24 protein-coding genes are annotated in these 24,918 nt (G+C 65.6%); 10 read left to right on the forward strand and 14 right to left on the reverse strand.

Annotation, left to right across the window (positions count from 1 at the left end; all coding sequences use genetic code 11):
• The first annotated feature begins 11 nt into the window (after positions 1-11).
• Together ABZ293_RS01900 and ABZ293_RS01905 are read left to right on the forward strand one after the other, a co-directional pair.
• Positions 12-1,898 carry a S9 family peptidase gene (locus tag ABZ293_RS01900; RefSeq protein WP_355176817.1) on the forward strand — a complete coding sequence of 629 codons (1,887 nt, stop codon included), beginning with the start codon at positions 12-14 and terminating at the stop codon, positions 1,896-1,898.
• A 68-nt stretch (positions 1,899-1,966) separates the two neighbouring features.
• Complete coding sequence (locus ABZ293_RS01905; RefSeq protein ID WP_355176818.1) at positions 1,967-2,269, forward strand: hypothetical protein; 303 nt, start codon at positions 1,967-1,969, stop codon at positions 2,267-2,269.
• Between the two features lie 846 nt (positions 2,270-3,115).
• Here the strand turns inward: ABZ293_RS01905 and ABZ293_RS01910 are convergent.
• Positions 3,116-5,353 carry a protein kinase gene (locus ABZ293_RS01910; RefSeq protein WP_355176819.1) on the reverse strand — a complete coding sequence of 746 codons (2,238 nt, stop codon included), beginning with the start codon at positions 5,351-5,353 and terminating at the stop codon, positions 3,116-3,118.
• Positions 5,354-5,415: 62 nt separating this feature from the next.
• Positions 5,416-6,327: a DMT family transporter gene (locus tag ABZ293_RS01915; RefSeq protein WP_355176820.1), complete on the reverse strand. Its 912-nt coding sequence runs from the start codon at positions 6,325-6,327 to the stop codon at positions 5,416-5,418.
• Positions 6,328-6,389: 62 nt separating this feature from the next.
• On the opposite strand from ABZ293_RS01915, the gene ABZ293_RS01920 reads away from it, so the two are divergent.
• On the forward strand, positions 6,390-7,214 hold the full coding sequence (locus ABZ293_RS01920; protein ID WP_355176821.1) for an AraC family transcriptional regulator: 825 nt from the start codon (positions 6,390-6,392) through the stop codon (positions 7,212-7,214).
• A 1-nt stretch (position 7,215) separates the two neighbouring features.
• Here ABZ293_RS01920 and ABZ293_RS01925 read toward each other — a convergent pair whose 3' ends face one another.
• Both ABZ293_RS01925 and ABZ293_RS01930 read right to left on the reverse strand, forming a co-directional pair.
• The gene (locus ABZ293_RS01925; protein ID WP_355176822.1) at positions 7,216-7,824 is read right to left on the reverse strand and encodes a hypothetical protein; all 609 of its coding nucleotides are present in this window, start codon (positions 7,822-7,824) and stop codon (positions 7,216-7,218) included.
• A 52-nt stretch (positions 7,825-7,876) separates the two neighbouring features.
• Positions 7,877-8,359 carry a MarR family transcriptional regulator gene (locus ABZ293_RS01930; protein ID WP_355176823.1) on the reverse strand — a complete coding sequence of 161 codons (483 nt, stop codon included), beginning with the start codon at positions 8,357-8,359 and terminating at the stop codon, positions 7,877-7,879.
• Positions 8,360-8,434: 75 nt separating this feature from the next.
• Between ABZ293_RS01930 and ABZ293_RS01935 the strand changes: the two genes are divergently transcribed.
• On the forward strand, positions 8,435-9,892 hold the full coding sequence (locus ABZ293_RS01935; RefSeq protein WP_355176824.1) for an MFS transporter: 1,458 nt from the start codon (positions 8,435-8,437) through the stop codon (positions 9,890-9,892).
• A 41-nt stretch (positions 9,893-9,933) separates the two neighbouring features.
• Here the strand turns inward: ABZ293_RS01935 and ABZ293_RS01940 are convergent, their stop codons facing one another.
• Together ABZ293_RS01940 and ABZ293_RS01945 are read right to left on the reverse strand one after the other, a co-directional pair.
• Positions 9,934-10,881: an alpha/beta fold hydrolase gene (locus ABZ293_RS01940; RefSeq protein WP_355176825.1), complete on the reverse strand. Its 948-nt coding sequence runs from the start codon at positions 10,879-10,881 to the stop codon at positions 9,934-9,936.
• A gap of 65 nt (positions 10,882-10,946) precedes the next feature.
• Positions 10,947-11,918 carry a WYL domain-containing protein gene (locus tag ABZ293_RS01945; RefSeq protein WP_355176826.1) on the reverse strand — a complete coding sequence of 324 codons (972 nt, stop codon included), beginning with the start codon at positions 11,916-11,918 and terminating at the stop codon, positions 10,947-10,949.
• Between the two features lie 120 nt (positions 11,919-12,038).
• Between ABZ293_RS01945 and ABZ293_RS01950 the strand changes: the two genes are divergently transcribed.
• Entirely contained in the window at positions 12,039-12,698 is a 660-nt protein-coding gene (locus ABZ293_RS01950) for a TIGR03086 family metal-binding protein (RefSeq protein WP_355176827.1), read from the forward strand.
• A gap of 97 nt (positions 12,699-12,795) precedes the next feature.
• Here ABZ293_RS01950 and ABZ293_RS01955 read toward each other — a convergent pair whose 3' ends face one another.
• From ABZ293_RS01955 to ABZ293_RS01970, 4 genes are read right to left on the reverse strand one after another with little or no spacing between them, the layout of a single operon-like run.
• Positions 12,796-13,761: a glycine betaine ABC transporter substrate-binding protein gene (locus ABZ293_RS01955; RefSeq protein WP_355176828.1), complete on the reverse strand. Its 966-nt coding sequence runs from the start codon at positions 13,759-13,761 to the stop codon at positions 12,796-12,798.
• Positions 13,758-14,537 (reverse strand): ABC transporter permease subunit, encoded by a 780-nt coding sequence (locus tag ABZ293_RS01960; RefSeq protein ID WP_355176829.1) that lies wholly within the window; start codon positions 14,535-14,537, stop codon positions 13,758-13,760. Before ABZ293_RS01960 ends, ABZ293_RS01955 begins: the two co-directional genes overlap by 4 nt.
• Positions 14,534-15,727, reverse strand: a complete 1,194-nt coding sequence (locus ABZ293_RS01965; RefSeq protein WP_355176830.1) for an ATP-binding cassette domain-containing protein — start codon at positions 15,725-15,727, stop codon at positions 14,534-14,536. Before ABZ293_RS01965 ends, ABZ293_RS01960 begins: the two co-directional genes overlap by 4 nt.
• Positions 15,720-16,370 (reverse strand): ABC transporter permease, encoded by a 651-nt coding sequence (locus ABZ293_RS01970; protein WP_355177126.1) that lies wholly within the window; start codon positions 16,368-16,370, stop codon positions 15,720-15,722. The genes ABZ293_RS01965 and ABZ293_RS01970 overlap by 8 nt, the downstream gene beginning before the upstream one ends.
• A 332-nt stretch (positions 16,371-16,702) precedes the next feature.
• Here ABZ293_RS01970 and ABZ293_RS01975 point away from each other — a divergent pair, with 332 nt between their 5' ends.
• From ABZ293_RS01975 to ABZ293_RS01985, 3 genes are all read left to right on the forward strand, one after another.
• A complete protein-coding gene (locus tag ABZ293_RS01975) occupies positions 16,703-16,825 on the forward strand; it encodes a hypothetical protein (RefSeq protein ID WP_355176831.1) in 123 nt (40 codons plus the stop codon).
• 237 nt (positions 16,826-17,062) lie between these two features.
• Entirely contained in the window at positions 17,063-18,190 is a 1,128-nt protein-coding gene (locus tag ABZ293_RS01980) for a hypothetical protein (RefSeq protein ID WP_355176832.1), read from the forward strand.
• A gap of 181 nt (positions 18,191-18,371) precedes the next feature.
• Positions 18,372-19,079, forward strand: coding sequence for a DUF1906 domain-containing protein (locus ABZ293_RS01985; RefSeq protein WP_355176833.1), 708 nt, complete (start codon positions 18,372-18,374; stop codon positions 19,077-19,079).
• Between the two features lie 170 nt (positions 19,080-19,249).
• Here the strand turns inward: ABZ293_RS01985 and ABZ293_RS01990 are convergent, their stop codons facing one another.
• Together ABZ293_RS01990 and ABZ293_RS01995 are read right to left on the reverse strand one after the other, a co-directional pair.
• On the reverse strand, positions 19,250-19,627 hold the full coding sequence (locus tag ABZ293_RS01990; protein ID WP_355176834.1) for a hypothetical protein: 378 nt from the start codon (positions 19,625-19,627) through the stop codon (positions 19,250-19,252).
• Positions 19,628-19,745: 118 nt separating this feature from the next.
• Entirely contained in the window at positions 19,746-20,531 is a 786-nt protein-coding gene (locus ABZ293_RS01995) for a hypothetical protein (protein ID WP_355176835.1), read from the reverse strand.
• A gap of 441 nt (positions 20,532-20,972) precedes the next feature.
• Here ABZ293_RS01995 and ABZ293_RS02000 point away from each other — a divergent pair, with 441 nt between their 5' ends.
• A complete protein-coding gene (locus tag ABZ293_RS02000) occupies positions 20,973-22,214 on the forward strand; it encodes a mannosyltransferase (RefSeq protein ID WP_355176836.1) in 1,242 nt (413 codons plus the stop codon).
• On the opposite strand, the gene ABZ293_RS02005 is transcribed toward ABZ293_RS02000, so the two are convergent.
• Both ABZ293_RS02005 and ABZ293_RS02010 read right to left on the reverse strand, forming a co-directional pair.
• The gene (locus ABZ293_RS02005) at positions 22,153-22,449 is read right to left on the reverse strand and encodes a 4a-hydroxytetrahydrobiopterin dehydratase (protein ID WP_355176837.1); all 297 of its coding nucleotides are present in this window, start codon (positions 22,447-22,449) and stop codon (positions 22,153-22,155) included. The genes ABZ293_RS02000 and ABZ293_RS02005 overlap by 62 nt on opposite strands.
• Before the next feature lie 66 nt (positions 22,450-22,515).
• Positions 22,516-22,692, reverse strand: coding sequence for a hypothetical protein (locus ABZ293_RS02010; protein WP_355176838.1), 177 nt, complete (start codon positions 22,690-22,692; stop codon positions 22,516-22,518).
• Positions 22,693-22,923: 231 nt separating this feature from the next.
• Here ABZ293_RS02010 and typA point away from each other — a divergent pair, with 231 nt between their 5' ends.
• A complete protein-coding gene (typA, locus tag ABZ293_RS02015; RefSeq protein ID WP_355176839.1) occupies positions 22,924-24,822 on the forward strand; it encodes a translational GTPase TypA in 1,899 nt (632 codons plus the stop codon).
• The last annotated feature ends 96 nt before the right edge of the window (positions 24,823-24,918 follow it).

Raw genomic sequence — 24,918 nt, forward strand, 5'->3', positions numbered from 1 at the left:
AGAGGATCGCCATGACATCGCCGACATTGCCGGAATTCATCTCCGTCGAGGACTTCTTCACCCCACCCGTCCGCACGGGCGCGGTGATTTCGCCGGACGGCACCGCGATCGCCTTCCTGGCGCCGTGGCGGAACCGGCTGAACGTGTGGATCCAGGACCTCGATGCCGGGGCGGACCCACGGTGCGTGACCGCGGACGAGAACCGCAGCGTGCAGAGCTTCTACTGGACCGACGATCCGCGCTGGTTGCTGTATACCCAAGACGGAGGGGGTGACGAACAGTGGCATCTGTATCGGGTCGATCTGGACGACCCGGGCGCACCGGCGGTCGACCTGACACCCTTTCCCGGAGTGACGGTTGCGCTGCTCGAGCTCCCCAAAGGGCGGCCCGGGAAGGCATTGCTCCACCTGAACAAACGGAAGGTCGAGGTGTTCGACCTGTGCGAGCTCGACCTCGCGACCGCTGACCTCACGGTGCTGGCCGAGAACCCCGGCCGGGTGGCCTTCTGGATGTGCGGTCCCGACGGCTCGGTGTTCGCCCGGAGCCTCACCTCGGACGGTGATGTCGAGATCTCGCGCTGGGAAGCCGCCGCGGGCACACTGCACCCCATCGCCTTCTTCGACGGCGCCGACTATCCGGTCGGCGTGCTGCCGCTGCAGCTCACACCGGACGGGACCGGGATGTGGATCGGCTCGAACCGCGGCACCGACCGAACCCGGCTGGTCCGGCTCGACCTCACCACCGGCGGCGAGACCGAGATCGATAGTCATCCGGCCTACGACCTCGACATCCGTGGCGCGGTTGCGCCCGCACTGCCCGGTCCGCTGATTCTCGACCGGCGGACCGGGGCGCTGATCGGGGCGCGCTACCTCGGAGAACGTCAGGTGATCCACGCTCTGGATCCGAACTTCGCCGCGGCACTGGAGAATTTGCGGCAGCTCTCCGACGGGGACCTGGGCGCGCTATCCTCCGACGCCACCGGGCAACGCTGGGTGGTCACCTTCATCCATGACCGCGATCCCGACGTGACCTACTACTCCGACCACACCACCGGCGAAAGCCGGTTGCTGTTCCGCCCGTACCCGCATCTGGATGCCGACGCGCTGGCGCCGATGGCCCCGGTGTCCATCACTGCGCGGGACGGGCTGCGGGTTCCGGGGTATCTGACGTTGCCCGTCGGTGTCGAGCCGGTCGGATTGCCGATGGTCGTGATGCTCCATGGCGGTCCGTGGTTTCGCGACAGCTGGGAATTCGACCCCGCCGTGCAACTGCTCGCCAACCGCGGCTATGCGGTGCTGCAGGTCAACTTCCGCGGATCCATCGGTTACGGCAAGGCCTTCGTGAAAGCCGCCATCGGACAGTTCGCAGGCACCATGCACGACGATGTCATCGATGCCGTGCGATGGGCCGTGGCGCAGGGTTATGCCGACGCGGAGCGGGTCGGGATCCTCGGCGGCTCCTACGGCGGCTATGCCGCCCTGGTCGGGGTCACCTTCACCCCCGACGTGTTCGCCGCGGCCGTCGACTACGTCGGCATGTCCAACCTCGCAAACTTCTTGCGCACGATTCCGCCCTTCTCGAAACCCCAGGTGGCCAACAACTGGCACCTGTTCGTCGGCGATCCCGACGACCCCGAACAGGAGGCCGACATGCTCGCCCGTTCACCCATCACCCACGTGGACCGAATCCGCACTCCACTGCTGGTGATCCAGGGCGCCAACGACGTTCGCGTGGTCCGCGCCGAGTCCGACAACCTCGTCGCAGCCCTCCGCGCTCGCGGGGTCGAGGTCGAATACCTGCTCGCAGCGGACGAGGGACACGGATTCGTCAACCCGGACAACCAGATCGAGATGTTCCATGTGGTCGAACGGTTCTTCGCTCGGCATCTCCAGTCTTGACCCGACCCGGAAGGCAACTGCCGGCGTGCGGGCCGAATCAGGCGCGTGTAGAGATATGGCGAAAGGTCGTGGTGGACAGCGACCTTCGGGCGGGGCGTCCGGTGCTGGCGGTCTCGGTAGAGGACCAGCCCGACGACGACGATGAACCCCCGCGCGCGGCCGCCGCCTTCGACCATTGGACGGCGCTACTCGCCGAATCCCTACGCGCCCACGGCGCAACAGCATCCGCCGCCGACCAGATCGCACCCCTGATCGTTGCCGCCATCGAAGGCACCGTTGCGATGTGCCGAGCCCAGCGCAGCACCCACCCCCTCGACCAGACCGCAGACGCCCTCGAAAACGTAGTCCGCGCGTTCACCGGCCAAAACTAGTCCGGTAATGGCATGGACGTAATCACATAACCGAAATTCGATGGTGGCGAACTGAACTCGATTCAGCAGTCTGGGCCCTGCTCGCCTTCAATGCGAAGACGGTTCCCAAGCTCCGAGCTGCACTTTCCGTTGTTTCGGCGAGCGAACGGTTCGGTACGCGAGAACGGCTTACTCAATGACCACAACAATCCATACTCGATGTAATCCCCCCTTGCAGTCGACCACGGGAATGCGCAATCACCCGGCACTCCGCATAGAGCAGGGGCAAGCCCTTGGACAATTGATCACCATGCGCTCATGCAGGCAAACGTCGAGAGCGTACCTGCACCAGCACATTCTCGCGGGGGATTGGGGTGTTGGGTGGGGTCGGGTGTGGGCAATTGGGGGGCTCGGGAGTATGATCTTGCAGGTCGGGGTGGGTTCTTGGTTGATGGGGCCTATGGGTTTTTTGGGGGTGTCAATAGAAGCGATCTGTGTTCGTAATTTGGTTTGGAGGGTTTGTTATGCTCCGTTTTTCGCATTTTCTTGCTGTCGCTGCTGCTGGATTCGGGGTGGCGTTGGGGGCTGGTGGGGTGCTGGCCGCGCCGGATGATCCGGGTACGCCGTGTGGGGACAATATGGTGACGAACACTAATCAGGAGTGTGTTGCCGTTGGTAGTGTCTGCACGATGACGGATGGGATGGTTGTCGGGACCGTTGGGGTCGATGGGCGGTGTGTTATTCCTGGTATGAATACCTGACGTTGTTCGACTCCGCTGTGGCACCCAATTTTGGTTGGGTGCGGGGGGTTTCGTGTAGCCAGGGTGAAAGTTGGTGGGGTTCAGTGGGGTCCGGAACTGGTGGGGGTTATCGACCTCGGGGGTACATCGTTACTACGGTGCCGTCGGTGTTGGCGGCCAGGTAGGCGCCGCCGTAGTCGTCGGTTAGGTAGACCATGACGGTTGGCTGGTTGTTGTTGAAGGTCCAGGATGGGTCGACGATTACGTAGCGCAGGGTGGGGGTGGGGATGCCGAGGCTTTCTTCGGCGGTGCGGAGCAGGGTGGGGAGGATGTCCCAGTTGATCGAGTTCAGTTTTACCGTGGTGTGGTCGGAGAGTGGGCCGCCTGCGCCCTTTCGGGTGGCCGTTCCGTCGCGGTAGACGAAGAGGTCGAAGAGAGTGGGTTTGTCCTTGACCGGGGCGCCGACGTTGGCGTAGGTCGGGTAGAAGGTCGCCTCGTTGAATTCCTCACTGCCAGAAACCTTTTCGAGTGCCGTGATGGCCTGGCGGATACCGTTCGGGGTGAGGAGGTCGACGGAATTTCCGGTCACAGGTGCGGATGTCGGGCCCGCGGATCGGGTCGTGGGTGGAAGGCTGCCGGTGGTAGGTGGCGTGCTCGAAATGGCCTGGCTTGCGGTCGAATCGGGGCGCAGGGCCACGATCGCAATCGTCGCTACGACAGCGGCGACAGCAATTGCGGCGGCAAGTCCAATGGCGACTCCGCGTGAGAATGGCTTGCGCGCAGGATGATTCGTGGACAGCTGAGGTGCGGAAGCCGAGTTGTGCCCGCCCTGTACATGGGCCGCGCCGACCGGGCCGCGCGGACCGAATGCACCAGGCGTGTTGACCGCGCCAGCGGCATTGAACGCACCCGGTGCACTACTTGCGCCAGGGGCATCGAACATGCCCTGTCCAACTGCACCCGGAGGGTAGACCGCGCCGGGTGTCTTCAACGCGCCCGGTAAGTGGGCTGCGCCGGGTGTGTTGAACGAATCCGGTGGACTGGCTGTGCCCGAATAGTTAACCGCGCGGGGTGTGTTGAACCCGCCCGATGCGCTGGCCGGACTGGGAGTGTTGAACGAATCCGGTGAGCTGGCTGCGCCCGAATAGTTGACTGCCCCGGGTGTGTTGAACGCGCCCGGTAGGTGGGCTGCGCCGGGTGTGTCGAACACGGTCGGTGAACTGGGCGTGCCCGAATAGGTGACCGCCCCGGGTGTGTTGAACGCACCTGGTACGTCGGCTGCGGCGGGTGTGTCGAATACGGTCGGTGAACTGGCCGCGCCCGAAAAGTTGACCGCGCCCGGAGTATTGAAGTCGCCCGATGCGCTGGCCCGACTGGGAGTGCTGATCGCAGGTGGCGAATCGATCGGTCCTGGAATATGGAACCCTCCGGGTAGCTCGCCTGCCCCAGGAGTATTGAACGCGCCACCGACGCCGGGAAACGCCGCTGCGTTCGGAGCATCGCCCGCGCCGGGAGCATTGAAGGTCCCGAGCGCAGCGAATGTCCCTCCCACACCAACCGCCTGCGCAAGCATCCGGTCCACCTGCTCGGCAGTCGGCCGACGACTCGGATCGGGTACGAGCACTGCCGTGAGCACGGCTGTCAAAGCCCCGGCGCGCTGCGGCGGTGGCACCTCACCTCGGATGACCGCCGCCAGCGTGGCGACAGTCGACTCGCGCCGCATCGGGTGGAACCCCTCCACCGCGACATACAGCAACAGCCCGAGCGACCACAGGTCCGAGGCCGGATGTCCCTCCTGACCGCTGAGGCGTTCCGGCGCAACATAATCCAGCGAGCCGACCACACTGCCGGTGGAGGTCAATGCGGTCATGCCATTGATCGCGGCGATACCGAAATCGGTCAATACCGGTGAACCATCCTGGCGCAGCAGCACATTCGCGGGTTTGATATCGCGGTGCAGCACACCCACTTGATGCGCGGCGCGCAGGGCGGCGAGTATGCCGCGGCCGAGGTGCGCCACTCGGGTGGGCGGCAGCGGTCCATCGGCCAGATGATCGGCGAGGCTCTGCCCGCGAACCAGTTCCATGACGATCCACGGATTCGCCACTTCGGCCGAATCCACGATGTGGTGAATGGCAACAACGTTCGGGTGGCCGATTCGGGCCAGCGCCCTGGCCTCCCGCAGGACGCGCTCACGGTGCACGCCGGGCGAGCGGCCCTCGTCGGCCTCCGCCCGCACCTCTTTCAGCGCGACCTCGCGATGCAGCGCGAGGTCATACGCGCGCCACACCGTGCCCATCCCGCCACTGCCGAGCGGCTCGAGCAACTCGAAACGCCCGTCGACCACTGTCCGCCCGGAAACCACTGCGCAAGCCTATGTGCATTGCCGCACCCACGCGACATGCCTGTTTCACATGAGGCGCAGCACTATTGGTCGGCGGCGACCAGGCGGTCCGGTCCGGCGTGCGTGCTGTCGGCCTGCTCGACTCCGGGAGTGCGGGTATTGAGCCAGGCTCCGACGAACATCAGCGCCGCACCCAGGCCCTGAACAGCGGAGATGGATTCCCCGAGCAACACCCATGCACAGCTGAGCCCGAAGGCGGGGACGAGAAATATCGCAGCGGACGCGGTGGCCGCACCGACCTGCCCCACCGCATGGTAGTAGAGGACATAGGCGAGCGCGGTGGGCAACATCCCGAGATATGCCTGGTTGAGCCAGAATTCCAGATCCAACCCGGACCACGGGACGTCGGCGAGATCCGGTGCCGCGACGAACCCGAGCACGAGCGTGCCCGCAGCGGTGGCGTACACCGTGACGGTCGGTGCCGAGAGCCTGGACAACAGCGGCGCCCCCAAAATGGTATAGCCCGCCCAGCAAGCTGCCGCGGCGAGGAAGACGATATCTCCGACCAGCCGGTGAGATCCGCTCGCCGGAATTCCGAGGAAAAACACACCCGCGCCAGCAATCGCTGTGGTCAGTCCGACCATACGGATGAGCGACAACCGGGTACGCCCGAACAACGTCGTCACGGCAACCGTGAAAATCGGCGCGGCCATGGGCACGATCACGCTGCCATCGGCCGCTGGCGCCAGCGAAAGCCCGAGGAAGAACAGAAAGTTGTAGCCGAACACACCGATCAGCCCGAGCCCGGCGGCGCGCGCGGCATCGGCGACGGGCAGCCGCGGTGCGCGCAGCACGATGAGCAGCACGATCGTGCCGATCAGGAACCGCAGGAATCCCGCGACCGCGTGCGGTACCTCGTGTACCGCGAGCTTCGAGGAGGCGAACGCGCTGCCCCACAATGCCATCACCAGGACCAAAAGCAATCGGATACGCACGGATCAATACTCGGCGGGGGCCGGGAGCAAGTCTTGAACGCTGGTGCGGCCACAATGGACCGGTGACCGAGCACGAATGGGTCCAGTACCGGCGGATGACGGATCGGCCCGTCGAGGTGATGCACGCGCATTTCGAACGCCACGTCTACGACCCGCACAGTCACGAAACGTATTCCTTCGGACTGACCGAATTCGGCGCGCAGACCTTCCACTGCCGCGGCGCGACGCGCACCAGCACGGTGGGCATGGTGATGGCCTTCAATCCGGACGAGCCACACGACGGCCACAGCACGACCGAACTCGGATTCACCTACTGGATCGTCCACATCGGATCCGAGTTGATCACCGATCTGCTCACCGACCGGATGGGCCGTCCTACTGGTCTGCCGCTGTTCGCCGATCCGGTGCTGCCCGATCCGCTGCTGTCGGCCGCGCTCGGCCGACTGTGTGCGAGTCTGATCGGGCCCGCCACCGAACTCGCCGCCGACGAGGCACTTGCCGGATCGGTTGCCGCGCTGGTGCAGCGTGGCACCCGCACACCGACGAAAACATCAGTCGTGCAGGCTGGTTCGGCAGCCGATATCGCGCGGCGGGTCCGTGCCGTACTCCACGATCGCTATCTCGATCCCATTTCCATGGACGATCTGGCCGAGACGACCGAATGCAGCAGATTCGCCATGTACCGTGCCTTCCGTGCCAATTATGGTCTGGCGCCGAGCGAATACCAACGACTGCTCCGACTGCGCGCCGCCCGTCGATTGATCGCCGCTGGCGAACCGATCAGCGAGGCGGCGGTCGCCGCCGGATTCGCCGATCAAGCGCATCTGACCCGCTGGTTCCGGCGCTGTTACGGCATCACACCGGGGGTCTACCTCGCGGCCGGATAGGTCAGTATCCGACGGGTTCGAGCGTCGCATTGGCGAACGTCACGAAATCCGGTCCCTCGGTGAAGCTTTCGCAGTTCTCCTCGCCGATGTAGACGTCCAGATGTCGTGGCCCGCCGAGACCCGGCGTGAATTCGTCGCCGATCGTCCAGGTGGCGGTGCTGAATCTGCCGCACACGCTGTCGGATTCGAAATCAAGGGTCCCGCAATCGATGAGCCGCAATCGCGTTCCCGGGTCGAGCCCGTCGGCCGCCGCGCTCTCGAACGGGTGCAGCGCCTCGCCGCTGATATCGCGCGGTTCGGTATCGAGCCAGAAGCCGACGTCGTAGGACCAGTTCAGGTAGGCGCCAGCATGGTCGCCGCTGGTAATCCGGCCGGTGCCCTCCTCGCGCACCACGTCGACAAAATTCTCCGGTAGTGCGCCGATTTCGATATTGGCGTCGGTGCATTCGAGGTCGCTGCAGCCGCGCACGGTTTCGGTCGGTCCGGAGTGATAGGACTCGACCGCCGTGTAATAGACCGTCACCGTCCAGCCGTCCCATTCGTCGGTCTCGGCACTGAGCCCGCAGCCGGACGCGAGCGGGGACGCCATGAGCAGCGCTCCCGCGATCATCCCGAACCCGAACCTCACCGCAGCGATATTGCCCGACCGTCCGGGCTGCGCGCTACCTGGCCCATGGCGGGCGTGGCCACGGGTTGTCTTCGATGTGCTCGATCGACTCGTTGAACCGGGAGACCAGCAGGCTCAGCTGCGCGATATCGGTGGTCTTCCAGTCGGCGACGACTGCGCCGATGCCCTCGTTGCTCTGCTCCCGATCTGCGGCGACCAATTCCAGGCCCTTGGCGCTGGCCTGGATCTTGCGGGCGATACCGCCCTCCGGATCGGGGACCCGCTCCACCAGGCCCTGCTTCAACATGGCGCCGACCTGCCGGTTGATGGTGGAGATATCGAGTTGGAAGGCCTCCGACAGTTCGCGCAGGCTGAGCGGGGAATCGATCTCCAGTCTGGTCAGGAGCAGATACGCCGACCGATCGAGCTGGAATCCCGGCCGCCGCAGCAGTGAGGCGGGGAAGTGCCGGGACAGCAGGGTCAACTCGAAGACGAGGCGGGTGAGCGCATCGCTATCTGCGGGACCTGGTTCGGGCATGGCCCACACTATGTCGGCTGAATCACGTCGATAGCAAATTGTGCACGATGCATATGATGTGTACCTTACACATTTATGACTGTTGCAGCCGACGCGTCTCCGACCGTCACCGCGGACGACGCCCGGCGTCGTCCGGCATCCGGCCTGCTCATCGCGACCCTCGGCATGGTCGGTGTGGTCGTATCGCTGATGCAGACGCTGGTCATTCCGATCATTCCCACGCTGCCGACGCTGCTGAGCACCTCGGCGTCCAATGCGTCCTGGGTGATCACCGCCACCCTGCTCGCCGGTGCGGTCGCGACCCCGATCAGCGGCCGACTCGGCGATATGTTCGGCAAGCGCCGAGTTCTGTTCGCCAATCTGGTGTTGCTGGTCGCCGGTTCGGTGGTCTGCGCGCTGTTCTCCTCGCTGGTTCCCGAGATCGTCGGACGCTCGCTGCAGGGTGCGGCCGTCGGTGCGATCCCGCTCGGCATCAGCATCATGCGCGACGAATTGCCCGCCGAGAAGGTGGGTTCGGCGATGGCGATCATGAGTGCGACGCTCGGCGTCGGCGGTGCGCTCGGCCTGCCGCTGGCTGCGGCGATCGCCCAGAACGCGGACTGGCACATGCTGTTCTGGACCGCGGCCGGACTCGGTGTCGTCTGTGCCGCACTGGTTTTCGTCTTCGTACCGGAGTCGCCGGTGCGCACTCCCGCGCGGTTCGACTTCGGTGGTGCGGTCGGGCTGTCGATTGCCTTGCTGGCCTTGCTCATTCCGATCACCAAGGGCGCGGACTGGGGCTGGGGCAGTGCGAGCATTCTCGGCCTGTTCACGCTGTCGCTGGTGGTATTCCTGATCTGGGGCTTCTTCGAACTAAAGCAGCGCTCGCCGCTGGTCGACCTGCGGGTCTCGGCGCGGCCGCGGGTACTGTTCACCAACTTCGCTTCCATCGCGGTCGGATTCGCCCTCTACGGCATGTCGCTGACCTTCCCGCAGCTGATGATGGCGCCGGAGCAGACCGGATACGGCTTCGGCCTGTCCATGGTCAATGCCGGATTGGCGCTGGCCCCAACCGGATTCGTGATGATTCTGCTGTCGCCGGTCTCCGCGCGACTGTCCGCGGCGCGCGGACCGAAGGTCACGCTGGCGCTCGGCTCGGCGGTCATCGCGGTCGGCTACCTGTGTGCCGTGGTGTTGATGAACAGCGTCTGGGAGCTCATGGTGGCGGCGATGATCGTCGCGGGTGGTGTCGGCCTGGCCTACGCCGCGATGCCCGCGCTGATCATGGGCGCGGTTCCGGTTACCGAGACCGCGGCGGCCAATGGCCTCAACTCGCTGATGCGCTCGATCGGCACGTCCACTTCCTCGGCCGTGATGAGCGTGGTGCTGGCGCATATGACGATGCAGCTCGGCACGCACGTGCTGCCATCGCGCGACGGCTTCCACACCACCTTCCTGATCGCCACCGCCGCTGCCCTGGTCGCCATTGTGCTCACGCTGATCATTCCGATGCGCAAGGCCGCCGATGCCGCCGATAAGGCGGGGCACGCCTGATCTTCGGGCGAGCGCGCCCGAACGGCCCTCGGGACCGATCCTCAACGGCGAGGATCGGTCCCGTTGTCGTCGGGGAGCCCGGCGATGAAATCGGCGAACCGTGCTGCGATCCGATCCGGGAATTCGCCGTTGATGGCGTGCGAGGCGTGCGGCCACACCTCGACCTGAGCACCCGGAATGGTGCGTGCGGTTGCGGCGGCGCGCTCTGCATCGTGCACGATGCTGCGTCCGGCCAGGATGGCGAGCACCGGCACACCGATGCCGGTGAGCTCAGCTTGGGTCGGTCGCGCTGGCATCGGCTGGGCACCGGTGAAATCGCGCATACCCGAAGCGATCAGGCGTCCCTCCGGCACCGAATCATCGGCGCGGGCACCGCCGGAGATCCAGCTCAACAGCCAGTAGCGCACCTGCATCGGCATACCGGGTATGACGCTGCCGAGCGAAACCGCGATCATCTTCCAGGTCAGCGGCGCAAAGGTATTCGCTGGATCGAGCAGGGTCACCGAGGCGACGCAGTCGGGCCGATGAATGGCCACCTGGGCGGCGAGCCAGCCGCCGATGCTCACGCCGAGCAGATGCGCCCGCGTCAGTCCGAGCCCCGCGAGTGCCTCGGCGACCCACGCCGCCTGATCCGCCGAGCCGACAAGTGGTGTGCGCTGGGTGCTCGCACCGGGCTCGCCGATGCTGTCGATGGACCACACGGTGCGCTCGGCCAGCAGTCCGGGCAGATTTGCCCGCCACATCGGTGTCGATGCCTGCCGACCGGATAGCAGCACCAGCGGCGTGCCGCCCTTATCGCCGAAGCGATAGCCGCGCACCGGCCCGAATGCCGTGGTCACGGCGACCCGCTCGACCGGTTTCGGGAGCTGCGCCATGCCGTCGCGATAGGCCGCCGCGAAGCGGTCGAAACGCGGTCGGCTGGTGAAGTATCCGACCTTCGCGCTCGGCTTACCGATGTTGGGTTCGAGGAACAACTCGTCGGCCGTCATCGCTTCGACCCTAGCAGCGCGCCGGACGCCCACCACGCCACTGATCTTGTGGGCATGCCGCCGCGCTAAGGCGCCAGTGCCACCGACTCGGTGTATCGTCGCGCGAGCGTGCGCAGATGCGCGACCAGCTCGGGCGGGCCGTCGACTCGGAAATCCATCATCAGCATGCTCAGGTAGATGGCAATGGTCTCCAGGGCGTCGGCACCGGTCAGCAGGACGCAGGTATCGGCATCGACGGCCTCCACCACGCCGACGGCCGGGTTGATGCGCGCGATCACCGTTTCGGCGGGGGCCAGCACGGTGACCCTGGCCTGTACCTTCCAGCCGGTGGTCGCGATATAGCGCATGACGAAGGCGACCAGGTCCTCATCGGGCAGCGATCGGGCCGCGAAGCGGCGCGAGCCCGCCACCGCGCGCCGCACCTGGGCGACGGGAATCGCCCACCAGGAATGGGTTTCGAGATCGTAGGCGACCAGATACCAGCGGCGCTGCCAGTTGATCAGCCGGTAGGGCTCGATTTCCTTGTCCGCGTCGGTATCCAGGCCGATCAGCACGGTGGCGCCATCACGTATGGCGCCCGCGAGGGTGGTGAGCACGGCGGCGGGGACCGGGGCATCCGGTTCGCGTGAGCCGGTGGTAGCCGGTCCGATCGCGGTGGCATTGCGCAATGCGGTTACCTTGCGCTGCAAGCGTTTCGGCAGGATCTGTTCGAGTTTCGCCAGTGCGCGGCCGGCATTGTCGGTGATATCGGCGATGCCGGTGGAACCGTCCTCGGCCAGGCCGATCGCCACGGCCACCGCGACCGCCTCATCGTCATCGAGCAGCAGCGGTGGCATGGTGCTGCCGCGGCCGAGCCGGTAGCCGCCGACCGCGCCGCGCTCGGCATGCACCGGATAGCCGAGTTCGCGCAGTCGCTGGATGTCGTTGCGCAGCGTGCGATCCGTGATACCCAGCCGTTCGGCCAGCTCACGGCCGGCATGCGCGCGGTCCTGCAGCAGGGATAGCAAGCGCAGGACTCGCGTTGTAGTGGCCGCCACCGTCGCCTCCCGAAAATTATTTTGGCTGAAGCCGATGTATTAGGAACGAAACTAGCCTAATAGCCCCATAGGCTTGGTGACATCAGCAAGAAGCACACAGCACAGCCTGAAAGGCCCATCATGAGCATCACCGCCACCACCGCCGTCGACGCCACCGCGACCCTGCGCCCCGTCTGGCGCGATGTCGTTGCCACCTCCTACCGCGCGCTGACCGATGTCGTCGCCGGTATCCGCGACGATCAGTGGCAGCTGTCGACCCCGTGCTCGGAATGGGATGTCACGCAGGTGATTCAGCACGCCACGGGTGATCAGCTCGCCTTCGCCATGGCGCTCGGCATCGGAAACGGGCCCGCGTACAACCCCTTCGCCCCCTCCGGCGCACTCGACGGCACCGCCGCCGAGCTGGTGCTGGATGCGGTCGAGCAGACCGCGGCTGCCTGGGCCACGGTCACCGACGAGACCGAGACCGTCCCCACCCCGCTGCCGCACGGCGCGCTGCCGACTCCGGTGGCCGCGGTCATGTGCGCACTGGACGCCGCCGTGCACGCCTGGGACATCGCGATCGCGACCGGGCAGACGTCCCCGTTGAACGATGAACTCGCCGGTCACCTGCTCACCGCGGCGCGCACCGTGAACCCGGCCCCGGGTGGCGGTCCGGAGGCGGAAATCATTGAGCCGCTGCGTCAGTGGGGTGCCTACGCCGCGATCGTCGATGATGAGTCGGGCGACACGGTGGTCGATGAGCTGCTGCGCTACCTGGGTCGCGATCCGCGGGCATAGTCCCGCCACCGAATCCGGCCTGAGCGTGCGCAGTTTCGCCGAAGCGGTCAATATTCGCCGCATTCACCATGTGCACGCTCAGGCCGGTTCGGCTCGGTCAGCGAGCGGTGACGAAGCCCTCGGCGACCATCCAATCGCGTGCCACCTCGGCAGGTTCGCGCCCATCGACATCGACCTGCCGGTTCAATTCGGTGATCGCCGCATTGGTCAGCTTCTTGGAGATCGGCTCCATGATGACCGCGACCTGCGGGTGCGCGTCGGCGAAGGATTTCCGCATCACCAGCGCCGCATTGTATTTCGGAAAGAACCCGAGATCGTCCTTCAGCAATACCAGCCCGAGGGCCGGGATACGGCCATCGGTCGCCGCGACCGATCCGAACCGGCACTGCTTGGCATCCGCGGTCGCCTGATAGACGACCGCGTCCTGCACGATCTGCTTGTGCACCTTGCCGATATCGATCCCGTACTTGCGCGCCATTCCCGGATAACCGTCTTGGCGCACATTGAATTCGGTGCCGACGCATGTCGCGGCGGCATCGGCATCGGTGCTGATCAGCCGGGCATAGTCGGACAGCGTCACAACACCGGTCTGCTTCGCGGTGCTGGCGCTCATCACCAGCGCGTAAGTGTTGTTCATCGGTGCCATATCCGTCCACACGATGCCGTGCGCGGCCAGATCGGCGTCGCGGACCGCCTCGAACTGACCGATCTCATCCGGAACCGGTTTCTCATTGCCCAGATAGTTGATCCAGCCGGTGCCGGTGTACTCGTAGGAGATATCGATCTGGCCGTGCAACTGCGCATCGCGAACACTGTTGGAGCCCTGGATATTCGTCAGATCGCGGACCCGCGCACCGGCCGCGGACAGTGCGAATTCGATGATGTAGCCGAGGATGTTCTGCTCGGTGAAATCCTTGGAGCCCACCGTGATCGCCACACCGTCGAGTTCCGGCACCGGACGGATACTGCCCGGACCCACTCGAAGCGGCACCGCGCTGCCGGACTGTAATCCGCAGCCGCCCAGGACGAATATCGCAGCGATCGCCAGTACCCACGCCCTCACTTCAACCCCCTCGGGCCCAGATACTGTTCGGCCAACGCCCCCAGCCAGTCGACGAGCAGTGCCAGCGCGACCGCCAGCACCGCCCCGACCACCAGCGTGACGTTATCGCGCAGCTTGTATCCGGTATCGATCAGAATGCCGAGACCACCCGCGCTCACCAGGAACGACAGCGTCGCGGTACCGACGGCCAGCACGAGTGAGGTGCGCAGCCCGGCCAGAATGTAGGGAATGGCGAGCGGAAATTCGATGCGGCGCAATACCGTCAGCGCCGACATGCCCTGGCCGCGCCCGGCATCGATGACCGCGCTGTCCACCTGCTGGTAGCCCAGAATCGTATTGCGCAGCACCGGAAGCAGTGCATAGAACGCGATCGGTGCCACACCGATCCAGAACCCGGTGGTACGGGTCGCGAGATAGAACAGCACGATCAGACCGATGGCGGGCGCAGCAGCTCCGATATTGGCGATGCCGACGAAAAGCGGCGCCAGACGGCGATATCCGGGCCGCGTGAGCAGCGTGCCCAGCGGTACCGCGACCGCGACGACGATCACCACCACCGTCGCGGTGATCAGTACATGCTGCCAGGTGACGGTCGCGATATTGGATACGCTGATGCTGGCCTGCTGGGTGACGGTGAGATCGCGCCGGAACGCCCACACCAGCACGCCCGCGGTGAGCACCAGTACGAGCGCCGGTTGGACGAGCAGCCGAATCCGTTCGGCCCGGCGCAGTGTCGTCGGCGAGGTGCTCGGCGGTGCGGTGGTGGCCGTGGTCATATCGGCGCGTCCGTCTGCGCGCCCGCATGCGTTGCGCGCATGGCCGACAGATGACCGACCAGCGTATCGATCGTGATCAGCCCCGCGTATTCGCCGCGGCGGCCGGTGACGACCGCCGTCGCGGTCTGCTCGGCGAGTAGGGCCTCCAACGCATCCTGCAAGGTCGACTGCAACGACAGTTGCTCGCCGACCGGTGATCCGCTGTCGCGCAGTGAATTCGCCTGCGCCAGTTGCTCACTCGACACCCAGCGCAGCGGCCGCTGCTGCGCGTCGAGAATCAGCGCCCATGGCCAATCGCGTCCGGCCAGTGCGGCGCGAAGGCCGTCGACCGAATCGGTTTCGACTGCCGTCGGGCAATCGCCGAGTTCGACATCGCGTACCCGGGTGAGGGTGAGCTGTTTGAGTGAAGCGTCCGCGCCGACGAAACCGGCCACCGTCTCATCCGCGGGATCGGCCAGGATCGCCGCCGGGGTGTCGTACTGCAGAATGCGAGATCGGTCGCCCAGCACCGCGATTCGGTCGCCGAGCTTCACCGCCTCATTGAAGTCGTGGGTGACGAAGACAATGGTCTTGCCCAGTTCGGATTGCAGGCGCAGCAGTTCGTCCTGTAGCAGTCCGCGGGTGATCGGATCGACCGCGCCGAACGGCTCGTCCATCAACAGCACCGGCGGATCGGCCGCCAGCGCACGGGCCACGCCGACGCGCTGCTGCTGACCGCCCGATAGCTGCCTGGGGTAGCGATGGCGGTAGGTATCGGGATCCAGGCCGACCAGATCGAGCATTTCATCGGTGCGTGCGGCCACCTTCTTGCGGTCCCAGCCGATCAGACCCGGCACCGTCGCAACGTTTTTCGCGACGGTCATATGCGGAAACAGCCCGGCCTGCTGGATCGAATAGCCGATGCCCCTGCGCAATTGGTCCGGATTCACGCCCGTGACATCGTGACCGCCGATCGTGATGGTGCCCGAGGACGGTTCGATCAGTCGGTTGATCATCCGCATGGTGGTGGTCTTACCGCAGCCGGACGGCCCGACGAGCACGACGATTTCGCCAGCCGGGATGGTCAGCGAAACCCGGTCGACGGCCGGATCACGTTGGCCCGGATAGTGTTTGGTGACCGCATCGAGCACGATCTCGACGCCGGACACCGCCGATGCCGTACTGTCGCCGCGGGTTTCGGTATCAGTCACGGATTCCCCTAGAGGTGGTGAGTCGGCCGACAATGACGAAGATCCCGTCGAGCAGCAGCGCGAGCACGACGATGAGGATCGTGCCGACCAGCGCCTGTGGCACCGCGTTCGGGCTGCCGAGCCGGGCCAGGCCGGAGAAGATCAGGTTGCCGAGTCCGGGTCCCTTGGCATAGGCCGCGATGGCGAGGATGCCCATGATCATCTGGGTGCTGACGCGCATACCGGTCAGAATTGATGGCCAGGCCAGCGGCAGTTCGATGCGCGCGAGCACCCGCAGCCGATTCATCCCGACCCCGCGCGCGGCGTCGACGATCGCCGGATCCACCGAGGCCAGCCCGATAATGGTGTTGCGCAGAATCGGCAGCAGGGCATAGAGCACCAGTGCGGTAATGGTCGGGCCGACACCGAGTCCGAGGAATGGAATCAGCAGCCCGAGCAGTGCGAACGACGGCACGGTGAGAATGGCGCTGGCCAGCGCGGTCGCCACCGAGGAACCGATCGGGCTGCGATAGACCAGCACCCCGATCAGCACGGCGACGATCGTCGCGAGCAGCAGTGCCTGCACCACCGCCGAGACGTGCAGATACGAGTCGGTGATCAGCTGTGCGCGCCGATGCACCACGAACGTCCACAGTGTGTCCAGGGCCGTACCTCCCCGTCGCCCGGTGTCCTCGGAGACTATCGCGTCGGCCGCTCGGCCGCGATGAGAATCGGCCGGTGCGGCACCGGCAATGACCAAGTGCCGCTACGCCTTCGACGAGACTGCCCCGCCTTCGGCCCGTTGAAACAACCATTCGGTGCGGCACGAGATCCGTTGGTCGCTCGAGCATAGAACGGAGCATCAGGGATGGAGCGTCTTGTCGCGGGAGCCGGATCCGACCCAGTGCGCATCGTCACGGTGCTCGAACGGGGGTTCGACTCGCCGGTGACGTGCTGTTCTACAGTGAACAGAGCCCCTTTGGTCAGCATCCGAATATGGTTCTCGCGGCCGATGAGACCACCGTGACGACCGTCGGCGGCAACGAGTTCGGCGCGGTCTCGACCCACCGCTGGACGCTGGCCGATGCGCCCGGGGTGGTCGGATTCGTCCGATTGTGAATAGTGTTGCGGCTGAGCCGGTCCACCAGTGCGTGTGCACTGTCGGCGGGTCCTGCGGCAGCACTTACCATTGACTCGGCGGCGCCCGGCAGCGCCGTCGTTCGGTCCCTGTCCTGCTACCCCCTCATCAGCAGGACAGGGACCCCTGGATCGGGCACATCGGGCCCCACCTCCCCGAAATCCGCGTCGCGTACCGTGTCGAGTGTCCGTTGAAAGGTAAGGGTTTCGGAAACTCTGATGCTGCCGACCGAGGAAACGACCGACGCTCCGATGTGGATCGACTATGCCGATTTCGGGGAACGATTCGTCACCCACGCGGTGACGGCGGAGCGGATCGAGGCGGCGGTTTCCGCGATGACCGGCCGCGGCGTCACGATCGGACCGTTTTCCCTCGGACCCGCAGGGCTGGCCGGGTTCGTCGCCGAGGGCAAGGTGGGCAAACCGGTCATTCTGCGCAATGGCCCGCATGTCACATTCGAGGTCACCGTGCCGCTGTCGATGGCGGTGAAGGTCACCCTCGGCGGCCGGAAATTGCGGCTGGAGGCGGTCGCCGAAATCGACCTCGTACTGCACGCGCGCACCGCCGCCCCGCTGCTCATCGTGATCGATATCCCGCCGATCACCGCCCGCGACGTCAGCTTTGTGCTGCGTGCCCGGGCCATCGATGCTGCCTGGGAATGGTTGCTCGACCCGATCGCCGGGGTGGTGCAGCGCGAGGTCGCGAATCGGGTGAATGTGATGCTGGCCGATCCGCAGGCCCGGCGCGGCCGGGTCTTCGACGTCGAGGCCATGATCAACGGCGTCCGCTCGGCGCACACGACCCGGGCCGATTTCGACTGGATCGGCTACGACGAATTCGGGCACGAGTTCTTTGCCCGCATCGTGACCCGCGATCGGGTCTTCGAATTCGTCGAGCGGATAGCGGGCCGTCCGATCGAGATCGGACCGCTGCGCACCGGCCCGCGCAACTCCGCGACGGTGACGGTGCAGGGGAGTGTCCGGCTGCCGCAGCTGGCGGTGCGCTCCGATGAGCCGGTGGCCTTCGACCTGACGCTGCCGGTGAGCCTGGATATCACCGTCGATGTGCTCAAGGCCAACCGCTATCGCGCTGATGTGGAGATTCCGCTGGTGCTGATCGCGCGGGCGGCCGATCCGCTGCTGATCGTCGTCGATGTGCCGCCGCCCGCACCGGATGACCTGCGGCTGGAGTTCAAGGCGCACGGTATGCGGGCCGCGACGCTCGGTGTGCTCGCTGGTATCAAAAAGCAGGTTGTCGCGCAGGTAGCGGGGGTGGTGCGCGAAGAGCTCGCGGACAGTTCGGGCCGGACCATCGACGTGGCCGCGCGCATCGACGGCATCGCCTGAACCGGTTCACTTAACGCATGTGGCGAATGTGATTCATGTTTCCATTGGGCCTGGCGGTTCCAATGTGAATATGGTGAAATTAGTGCACGTTCGAGGCTCCCGGCGCGCGAGTTGACCTTGGGGAAGGTGCGCCGGGCACGCTACCTGTCCATGGTCGGGTTTGTGCGTAAGGAGTCCTGCGATGCGTTCCATCTCTGTGTCTCGCCGCCAACTGTTCGCCTATACCGCCGCCGCCGCAGCCGTCGGCATCGCCGCACCGCGGGCCGCGGCCGCCGGTGTGCTGGGCACGCTCGTCGACTACGCCGGTGGCGTCCCCGCGGCCAGCGCCATCCGGGACGACGGCCACCTCGGCGTCATCCGCTACGTCTCGGATCGCCGCCCCGGCGCGGAATGGATGGCGGGTAAGCCACTGCGCGCCATCGAGGTCGACCAATTACATGCCGCGGGTCTGACAATCGTGTCGAACTACCAGTTCGGCAAGGGATCGACCGCCGACTGGCGCGGCGGTATGGAGGCGGGCAAGAAGCACGCGGCACGCGGGCTGGAACTGCACCTCGCCGCGGGCGGCCCGGAGAACTGTCCGATCTACGCCTCCATCGACGACAATCCGACCGCGGTCGATTTCGCCACCATGATCGCGCCCTACATCCTGGGCTGGGAGTCGGTGATCGGCAAGCAGAACGTCGGTATCTACGCGAACTCACCGACCATCGAGCTGGCCCGGGTCGCGGACCTGGGGTCCTGGTACTGGCAGCACAATTGGGGCACACCGAAGGGCTTCGTGCACCCATCCGCCCATCTGCACCAGATCGAGATCGACAAGCGAGCCATCGACGGCATAGGTGTCGACGTGAACAACATCCTGGCCGCCGAATACGGCCAATGGTGAAGATGTTCGAGGTCACGTAGTTCCGGCGAATGCCGGAACTGACCAACTGATCTTGGAAGAACATGGGTAACTCGTCGGGTACGTCCAAAATCCGACCAGATATCTGACGCAGGACCTGAACGTAACTTTAGGGGCACCTACTGGTATGGCCTAAGTATCCGGGGAGGCGGTCAAGTTTGGCAGTGACCGGTAGCGGCGACGCGGAGTTCGGGTTCGTCGTCGGGGACCACGCGCAGGGTGGGGCGGTTATCGGGGGCCTCATGGTCGCCGCGCCAGGAGAACAGCGACCAGCGGGAGATGCCGGAGAAGGCAGAGCCGAGGCTGCCGATCGAGAACGACGAGATCACCGAGCCGAACGATCCGACGGCGCCGATGGACAGAATCGAGCCCACGCTGCCGATCGACAGGATCGAGTAGGCGGAGCCGATGGACAGGATCGAGCCTTCCGAGCGGATGGACAGGATCGAACGGCGCGAACGCTTGCTCCGGATCGAATGACCCGGGTGGATCGCGGAACGGGACCGAAGCGAATTATCGACAGTCGCCATGGCTTTGGTCTACCACAGTCCCTTCCCGACGGCGCGCTATCGCGACGATTCGGACGATGTGTCGACAGCAGCGAAGCCCGGCGGCCTTGTTCGGGCCACCGGGCTTCGCGGGGAGGAATCAGGCGACGGTGAAGAAGCCGAGCATCGGGAGGAACGAGCAGGTCCGCGGGTCGGCGTCCTCGGCCTTGGTGGTCAGCGAACCGCCGACGACCGCGACCACCCGTCCCGAACCGGTGTTGACGATCGCCGAGAGCGTGGCCGGACCGTCCGGGTTGATCTTCGCCTCATCGGTCAGCGGCTGGACGCCGGACTGGCGAGTGTCGAGATTCAGCCACTGGACCGTCATCGGCGGATTCTGGTCCGGCGTCGGCCCCTTGGTGCCGAGTGCGGTGAACACGAATCCGGTCTGACCGGCCTGCGGTCCCGGCGGCGGCAGCGTGGCCGGGCCCGGGACGGCAAGTGCGGTGCCGACCGAATCGGCGCCGGGGCCGATGCAGCCCTTGCCGATGCTCGGGTAAAGGAACTGGGCGATGGCCGGGCCACCCTGCGGGACCTCGGGGCCGCCGCCACCGCTGCCATCCAGGAAGGTGATGATCCGTTCCAGCGTGGACTTGATCTGCGGTGGCAGGTTCAGCGACGCCAGCAGGGCGCGCGCCTGATCGAGGATCGCGTTCTTCGGCGAATCCGCGGTCGGCTTGGCATCGGCGACCGGCTTGGCATCGGCCGGTCCGGCGATGGCGCCGACAATGGCCGGGGCCAATGCGGCGAGCATATCGATCGGGACGCCCTCGGGAACCATGGGAATGGCGTTCCGCGATGCGACGGGTGCTGGGGCCGGTGCCGCGACTGCCGTCGACGGCGCGGCGAGCGAAGCGCTCGCTGCGATGGCGAGCGCGGACAACATGATCCGCGATCCTCGGGTGCGAAGCACTGGTCTAGCCGTCCTTAACCTCGGGTACATCACAGGAGCGATGCAAAAAGCCATCGTTTCGGGGTCACTCTAGGGACATGATCGCCATGTGTACAGCCGCCAAGCCCCTAATTCTGTTGTGGACGATCAGTGGTATCAGACGGTATCGCCATCTGCTGTTACCAGAGTGAAAGGTGATGCAAATGTTATCAGTGTGCATTAGTGCGTGGGGCGCGCTGCGGCTACGCAAACTACCGCATTCCGGCCCCGCCGCACGCGCAGTGCCATGAGATGCGGGTCGGCTCGGCGGGTCGTACCGGAGTACAGGGGATTGGTGGGATCTATCGAGACGACGGTTAATGTAGTCACAGCCTCCAGCTCTCTGACGCCGAATCCCCGAACCTCGCGGGACCAGGCCGACGACCCGGAACCGACTTGAAAGCCTGCGAATTGAACCGAAGCCTCCGATTGGCTGTACCGGTGCTCGGTCTGTCCGTATTGGCCAGGCTGCTGTGGATGCTGCTGTCGAAGAACGGGATGAATCTCGTCGATCTGCACGTCTATGTCGACGGTTCGGCGGATCTGCTGACCGACCGGCTCTACGACTTCACCTATGCCGAGAAGACCCCGGACTTCCCGCTGCCGTTCACCTATCCGCCGTTCGCGGCGCTGGTCTTCTTCCCGCTGCACTATCTGCCGTTCACGGTGATCGCGGTGCTCTGGCTGCTGGCCATTGTCGCCGCGCTCTATGTCGTGGTGTGGATCGCCTTCGAGTTGATCCTCGGCAAAGAGCGGATGCGCGAGCCGAAGTGGCGCACCGCCGCCGTCTGGTGGACCGCGATCGGCATCTGGATGGAGCCGGTGCGGACCACGATCGACTACGGCCAGGTCAATGTGTTCCTGGTGCTCGGGGCCATGCTCGCGGTGCGCAGCTCGCGCTGGTGGCTATCCGGTGGGCTGATCGGTGTGATCGCGGGAATCAAACTGACGCCAGCGATTTCGGGTCTGTACTTCGTGGCCCGGCGGCGCTGGGGCACCGCGCTGTGGTCGGCGGTGGTATTCGGCGCGACGGTCGGGGTCAGCTTCCTGATCAACCATAAGGAGGCGAAGCGGTACTTCGGCACCCTGCTCGGTGACGCCGACCGGATCGGTCCGGTCGGCTCGGTCTGGAACCAGTCGCTGCGCGGTGCGCTGAGCCGTCTGCTCGGCTATGACGTCCAATCCGGACCGTGGTGGCTGGCGGCCGTCGCGGTGGTCGCCGTCCTGGCCTTCTTCGCTTGGCGCGCACTCGGTCCCGATGACCGATTGGGCACTCTGATCATCGTGCAGCTGTTCGGGCTGATGGTGTCGCCCATCTCGTGGTCGCATCACTTCGTGTGGCTGCTGCCCACGGTGATGTGGCTGGTGTACGGGCCGCTGCGGCAGGCGCCCGGCGCGCGCATACTCGCCGGCTATTGGTTGGTCACCACGTTGATCGGGGTGCCGTGGGTGCTGTCGTTCGCGCAGCCGTCGATCTGGACCATCTCGCGGCCAGGCGTGCTGTCCTGGCTCGGCACCGTCGATGTGCTCGGCGTGCTGGTCTGCTACGTCTGGGTGATGTGGGCGGGGCGTCTGGTCAATCGGATTGCGCCGCAAGCCGATCTATCTCGTGAGCCAGCGACACGTCCAGCGCAGTGAGTCCGCCCGAGTCGTGGGTGGACAGTGTGAAGGTCACCCGACGCCAGCGGATATCGATATCGGGATGATGGTTCGCCGCCTCGGCGACTTCGGCGACCTGCCGGACGAGTTCGATGCCCGCGGGGAAGGTCTTGGCCTTGACGGTGCGGGTGATGGTGTCGCCGGAGTGGGTCCAGTCCGGCAGTTGGGTCAAAGCTTCGGTGAGTTCTGCCTCAGTTAGTTTGGGAGCGCTCATATCCGAGTTGTACCCCGGGCGGGGCGAAAGCATCCGGAAATCGGAGCGCGTGGCGAAATCGTCGATTCAGGCGGCGCGGGCCCTCTTCAGGCCCTTCTTCAGTTCCTTACCGCAGCAACCGGCCGCTTCCAGGCGTTTCATCCGCATGATGACGACAGGGCACTTCAAGCAGCGCGTCTTCTTGCGACAGCACTTCTTCTTGGGTTTCAGGCTCGAAACCTGCTTAGCCTTTACCTTGCCCATGATTGGTTAGCATACCCTTAGCGGACTCCTGGTCTGCGGTGCCACGGGATACCGGTACTGTGTGTAGCTGGCCGCAATGCTCGGTGAGTATCGATTCTCCACCTGTTTGCAGGGGTGCCTGGCGGGATCGTCAGGACCCGGAGGAGGAAGCCTGCGTAACCACGTAGGGTCTCGATCACGCCGAAATCGGATGCAGCCGGAATCTACACCCAACAGCAGGAGGATTGAGGCGTGTCGTCTGCACGCGATTTTCGCAACGTCGCCATCGTGGCCCACGTCGACCACGGTAAGACGACGCTGGTCGACGCCATGCTGCGCCAGTCGGGCGCCTTCGCCGAGCGGGCCGAGCTGGTCGACCGGGTGATGGACTCCGGCGACCTGGAGCGCGAGAAGGGCATCACCATTCTCGCCAAGAACACCGCGGTGCACCGGCATCACCAGGACGGTTCGGTCACGGTGATCAATGTCATCGACACCCCCGGCCACGCCGATTTCGGTGGTGAGGTCGAGCGCGGTCTGTCCATGGTCGACGGTGTCGTGCTGCTGGTCGACGCGTCCGAGGGGCCGCTGCCGCAGACCCGCTTCGTGCTGCGCAAGGCGCTGGCCGCGAAGTTGCCGGTCATCCTTGTGGTGAACAAGACCGACCGTCCGGACGCCCGGATCGAAGAGGTCGTCGAGGAGAGCCACGATCTGTTGCTCGACCTCGCCTCCGATCTGGACGACGAGGCCGCGGAGGCCGCCGAACTCGCGCTGGACCTGCCGGTCCTCTACGCCTCCGGCCGTGAGGGCAAGGCGTCCAAGGAACGGCCCGAGAACGGCAGCGCGCCGAATGCGGAGAATCTGGACGCGCTGTTCGACGTGCTGATGGAGAACATCCCGGCGCCCAAGGGCGATCCGGCCGCGCCGCTGCAGGCGCATGTCACCAACCTCGACGCCTCGGCCTTCCTCGGCCGTCTCGCGCTGGTCCGCATCTACAGCGGTGAGCTGCGCAAGGGCCAGAACGTCTCCTGGATGCACGCCGACGGCACCAAACAGGTCAAGATCACCGAATTGCTGCAGACCATCGGTGTCGAGCGTCAGCCAGGCGAGGTCGCGGTGGCCGGTGACATCGTCGCCATCGCGGGCATTCCGGACATCATGATCGGCGATACCCTGGCCGACCTCGACAACCCCGTCGCACTGCCGCGCATTACCGTTGATGAGCCCGCCATCTCGGTCACCATCGGCACCAATACCTCGCCGCTGGTCGGCCGGGTGCAGGGGCACAAGCTGACCGCCCGCATGGTGAAGTCGCGCCTGGATTCCGAATTGGTCGGCAATGTCTCGCTGCGCGTGCTGGATATCGGCCGCCCGGATGCCTGGGAGGTGCAGGGCCGCGGCGAGCTCGCGCTGGCCATCCTGGTCGAGCAGATGCGCCGCGAGGGCTTCGAGTTGACCGTCGGCAAGCCGCAGGTGGTCACCAGGCAGGTCGACGGCAAGGTGCACGAGCCCTATGAAGAGCTGACCATCGACTGCCCCGACGAGTACCTCGGTGCGATCACCCAGTTGCTCGCGGCCCGCAAGGGCAAGATGGTGCAGATGAACAACCACGCCGCCGGATGGGTGCGGATGGAGTTCATCGTGCCTTCGCGCGGTCTGATCGGCTTCCGCACCGACTTCCTCACCGAAACCCGCGGCACCGGTATCGCCAACGCGGTCTCGCACGGCTATGCACCATGGGCCGGGGAGATCCGGGCCCGCCACACCGGTTCGCTGGTCTCCGACCGCGCCGGTTCGGTGACCCCGTTCGCCATGATCCAGCTGGCCGATCGCGGTCAGTTCTTCGTGGAGCCGGGTGCGGACACCTATGAGGGGCATGTCGTCGGCATCAACCCGCGCGCCGAAGATCTCGATATCAATGTCACCCGCGAGAAGAAGCTGACCAATATGCGCAGCTCGACCGCCGATGTGATGGAGACGCTGGCCAAGCCGCTGCAACTCGACCTGGAGGCGGCGATGGAGTTCTGCGCCGCCGATGAATGTGTCGAGGTCACGCCCGAGATCGTCCGGGTGCGCAAGGTCATCCTGGGCGCCACCGAACGCGGGCGCGAGCTGTCGAGACGGAAGGCTCGGGACCGGGCCGCGCTGTAAAGGCATGGCCCTTTATCGGATTGGTCTGCGTGGCCGAGCGACGGCGCGGCCAAGTAGAGTGCGGCACGTGAGCACGGGGGCTATACGACGCGCGAC

Source organism: Nocardia sp. NPDC005998 (genome assembly GCF_040614395.1).
GTDB lineage: Bacteria > Actinomycetota > Actinomycetes > Mycobacteriales > Mycobacteriaceae > Nocardia.

What these genes read in the sequence shown, in the direction of transcription:
- ABZ293_RS02010 (WP_355176838.1), bottom strand. Translation starts at nt 22,692, where the DNA reads ATGGGCAAGGTAAAGGCTAAGCAGGTTTCGAGCCTGAAACCCAAGAAG.
- ABZ293_RS01995 (WP_355176835.1), bottom strand. Translation starts at nt 20,531, where the DNA reads ATGTTGTCCGCGCTCGCCATCGCAGCGAGCGCTTCGCTCGCCGCGCCG.
- ABZ293_RS01960 (WP_355176829.1), bottom strand. Translation starts at nt 14,537, where the DNA reads ATGACCACGGCCACCACCGCACCGCCGAGCACCTCGCCGACGACACTG.
- ABZ293_RS01975 (WP_355176831.1), top strand. Translation starts at nt 16,703, where the DNA reads ATGGTTCTCGCGGCCGATGAGACCACCGTGACGACCGTCGGCGGCAAC.
- ABZ293_RS01935 (WP_355176824.1), top strand. Translation starts at nt 8,435, where the DNA reads ATGACTGTTGCAGCCGACGCGTCTCCGACCGTCACCGCGGACGACGCC.
- ABZ293_RS01925 (WP_355176822.1), bottom strand. Translation starts at nt 7,824, where the DNA reads ATGATCGCGGGAGCGCTGCTCATGGCGTCCCCGCTCGCGTCCGGCTGC.
- ABZ293_RS01990 (WP_355176834.1), bottom strand. Translation starts at nt 19,627, where the DNA reads ATGGCGACTGTCGATAATTCGCTTCGGTCCCGTTCCGCGATCCACCCG.
- ABZ293_RS01985 (WP_355176833.1), top strand. Translation starts at nt 18,372, where the DNA reads ATGCGTTCCATCTCTGTGTCTCGCCGCCAACTGTTCGCCTATACCGCC.
- ABZ293_RS02005 (WP_355176837.1), bottom strand. Translation starts at nt 22,449, where the DNA reads ATGAGCGCTCCCAAACTAACTGAGGCAGAACTCACCGAAGCTTTGACC.
- ABZ293_RS01900 (WP_355176817.1), top strand. Translation starts at nt 12, where the DNA reads ATGACATCGCCGACATTGCCGGAATTCATCTCCGTCGAGGACTTCTTC.
- ABZ293_RS01980 (WP_355176832.1), top strand. Translation starts at nt 17,063, where the DNA reads ATGCTGCCGACCGAGGAAACGACCGACGCTCCGATGTGGATCGACTAT.
- ABZ293_RS01950 (WP_355176827.1), top strand. Translation starts at nt 12,039, where the DNA reads ATGAGCATCACCGCCACCACCGCCGTCGACGCCACCGCGACCCTGCGC.
- ABZ293_RS01930 (WP_355176823.1), bottom strand. Translation starts at nt 8,359, where the DNA reads ATGCCCGAACCAGGTCCCGCAGATAGCGATGCGCTCACCCGCCTCGTC.
- ABZ293_RS01940 (WP_355176825.1), bottom strand. Translation starts at nt 10,881, where the DNA reads ATGACGGCCGACGAGTTGTTCCTCGAACCCAACATCGGTAAGCCGAGC.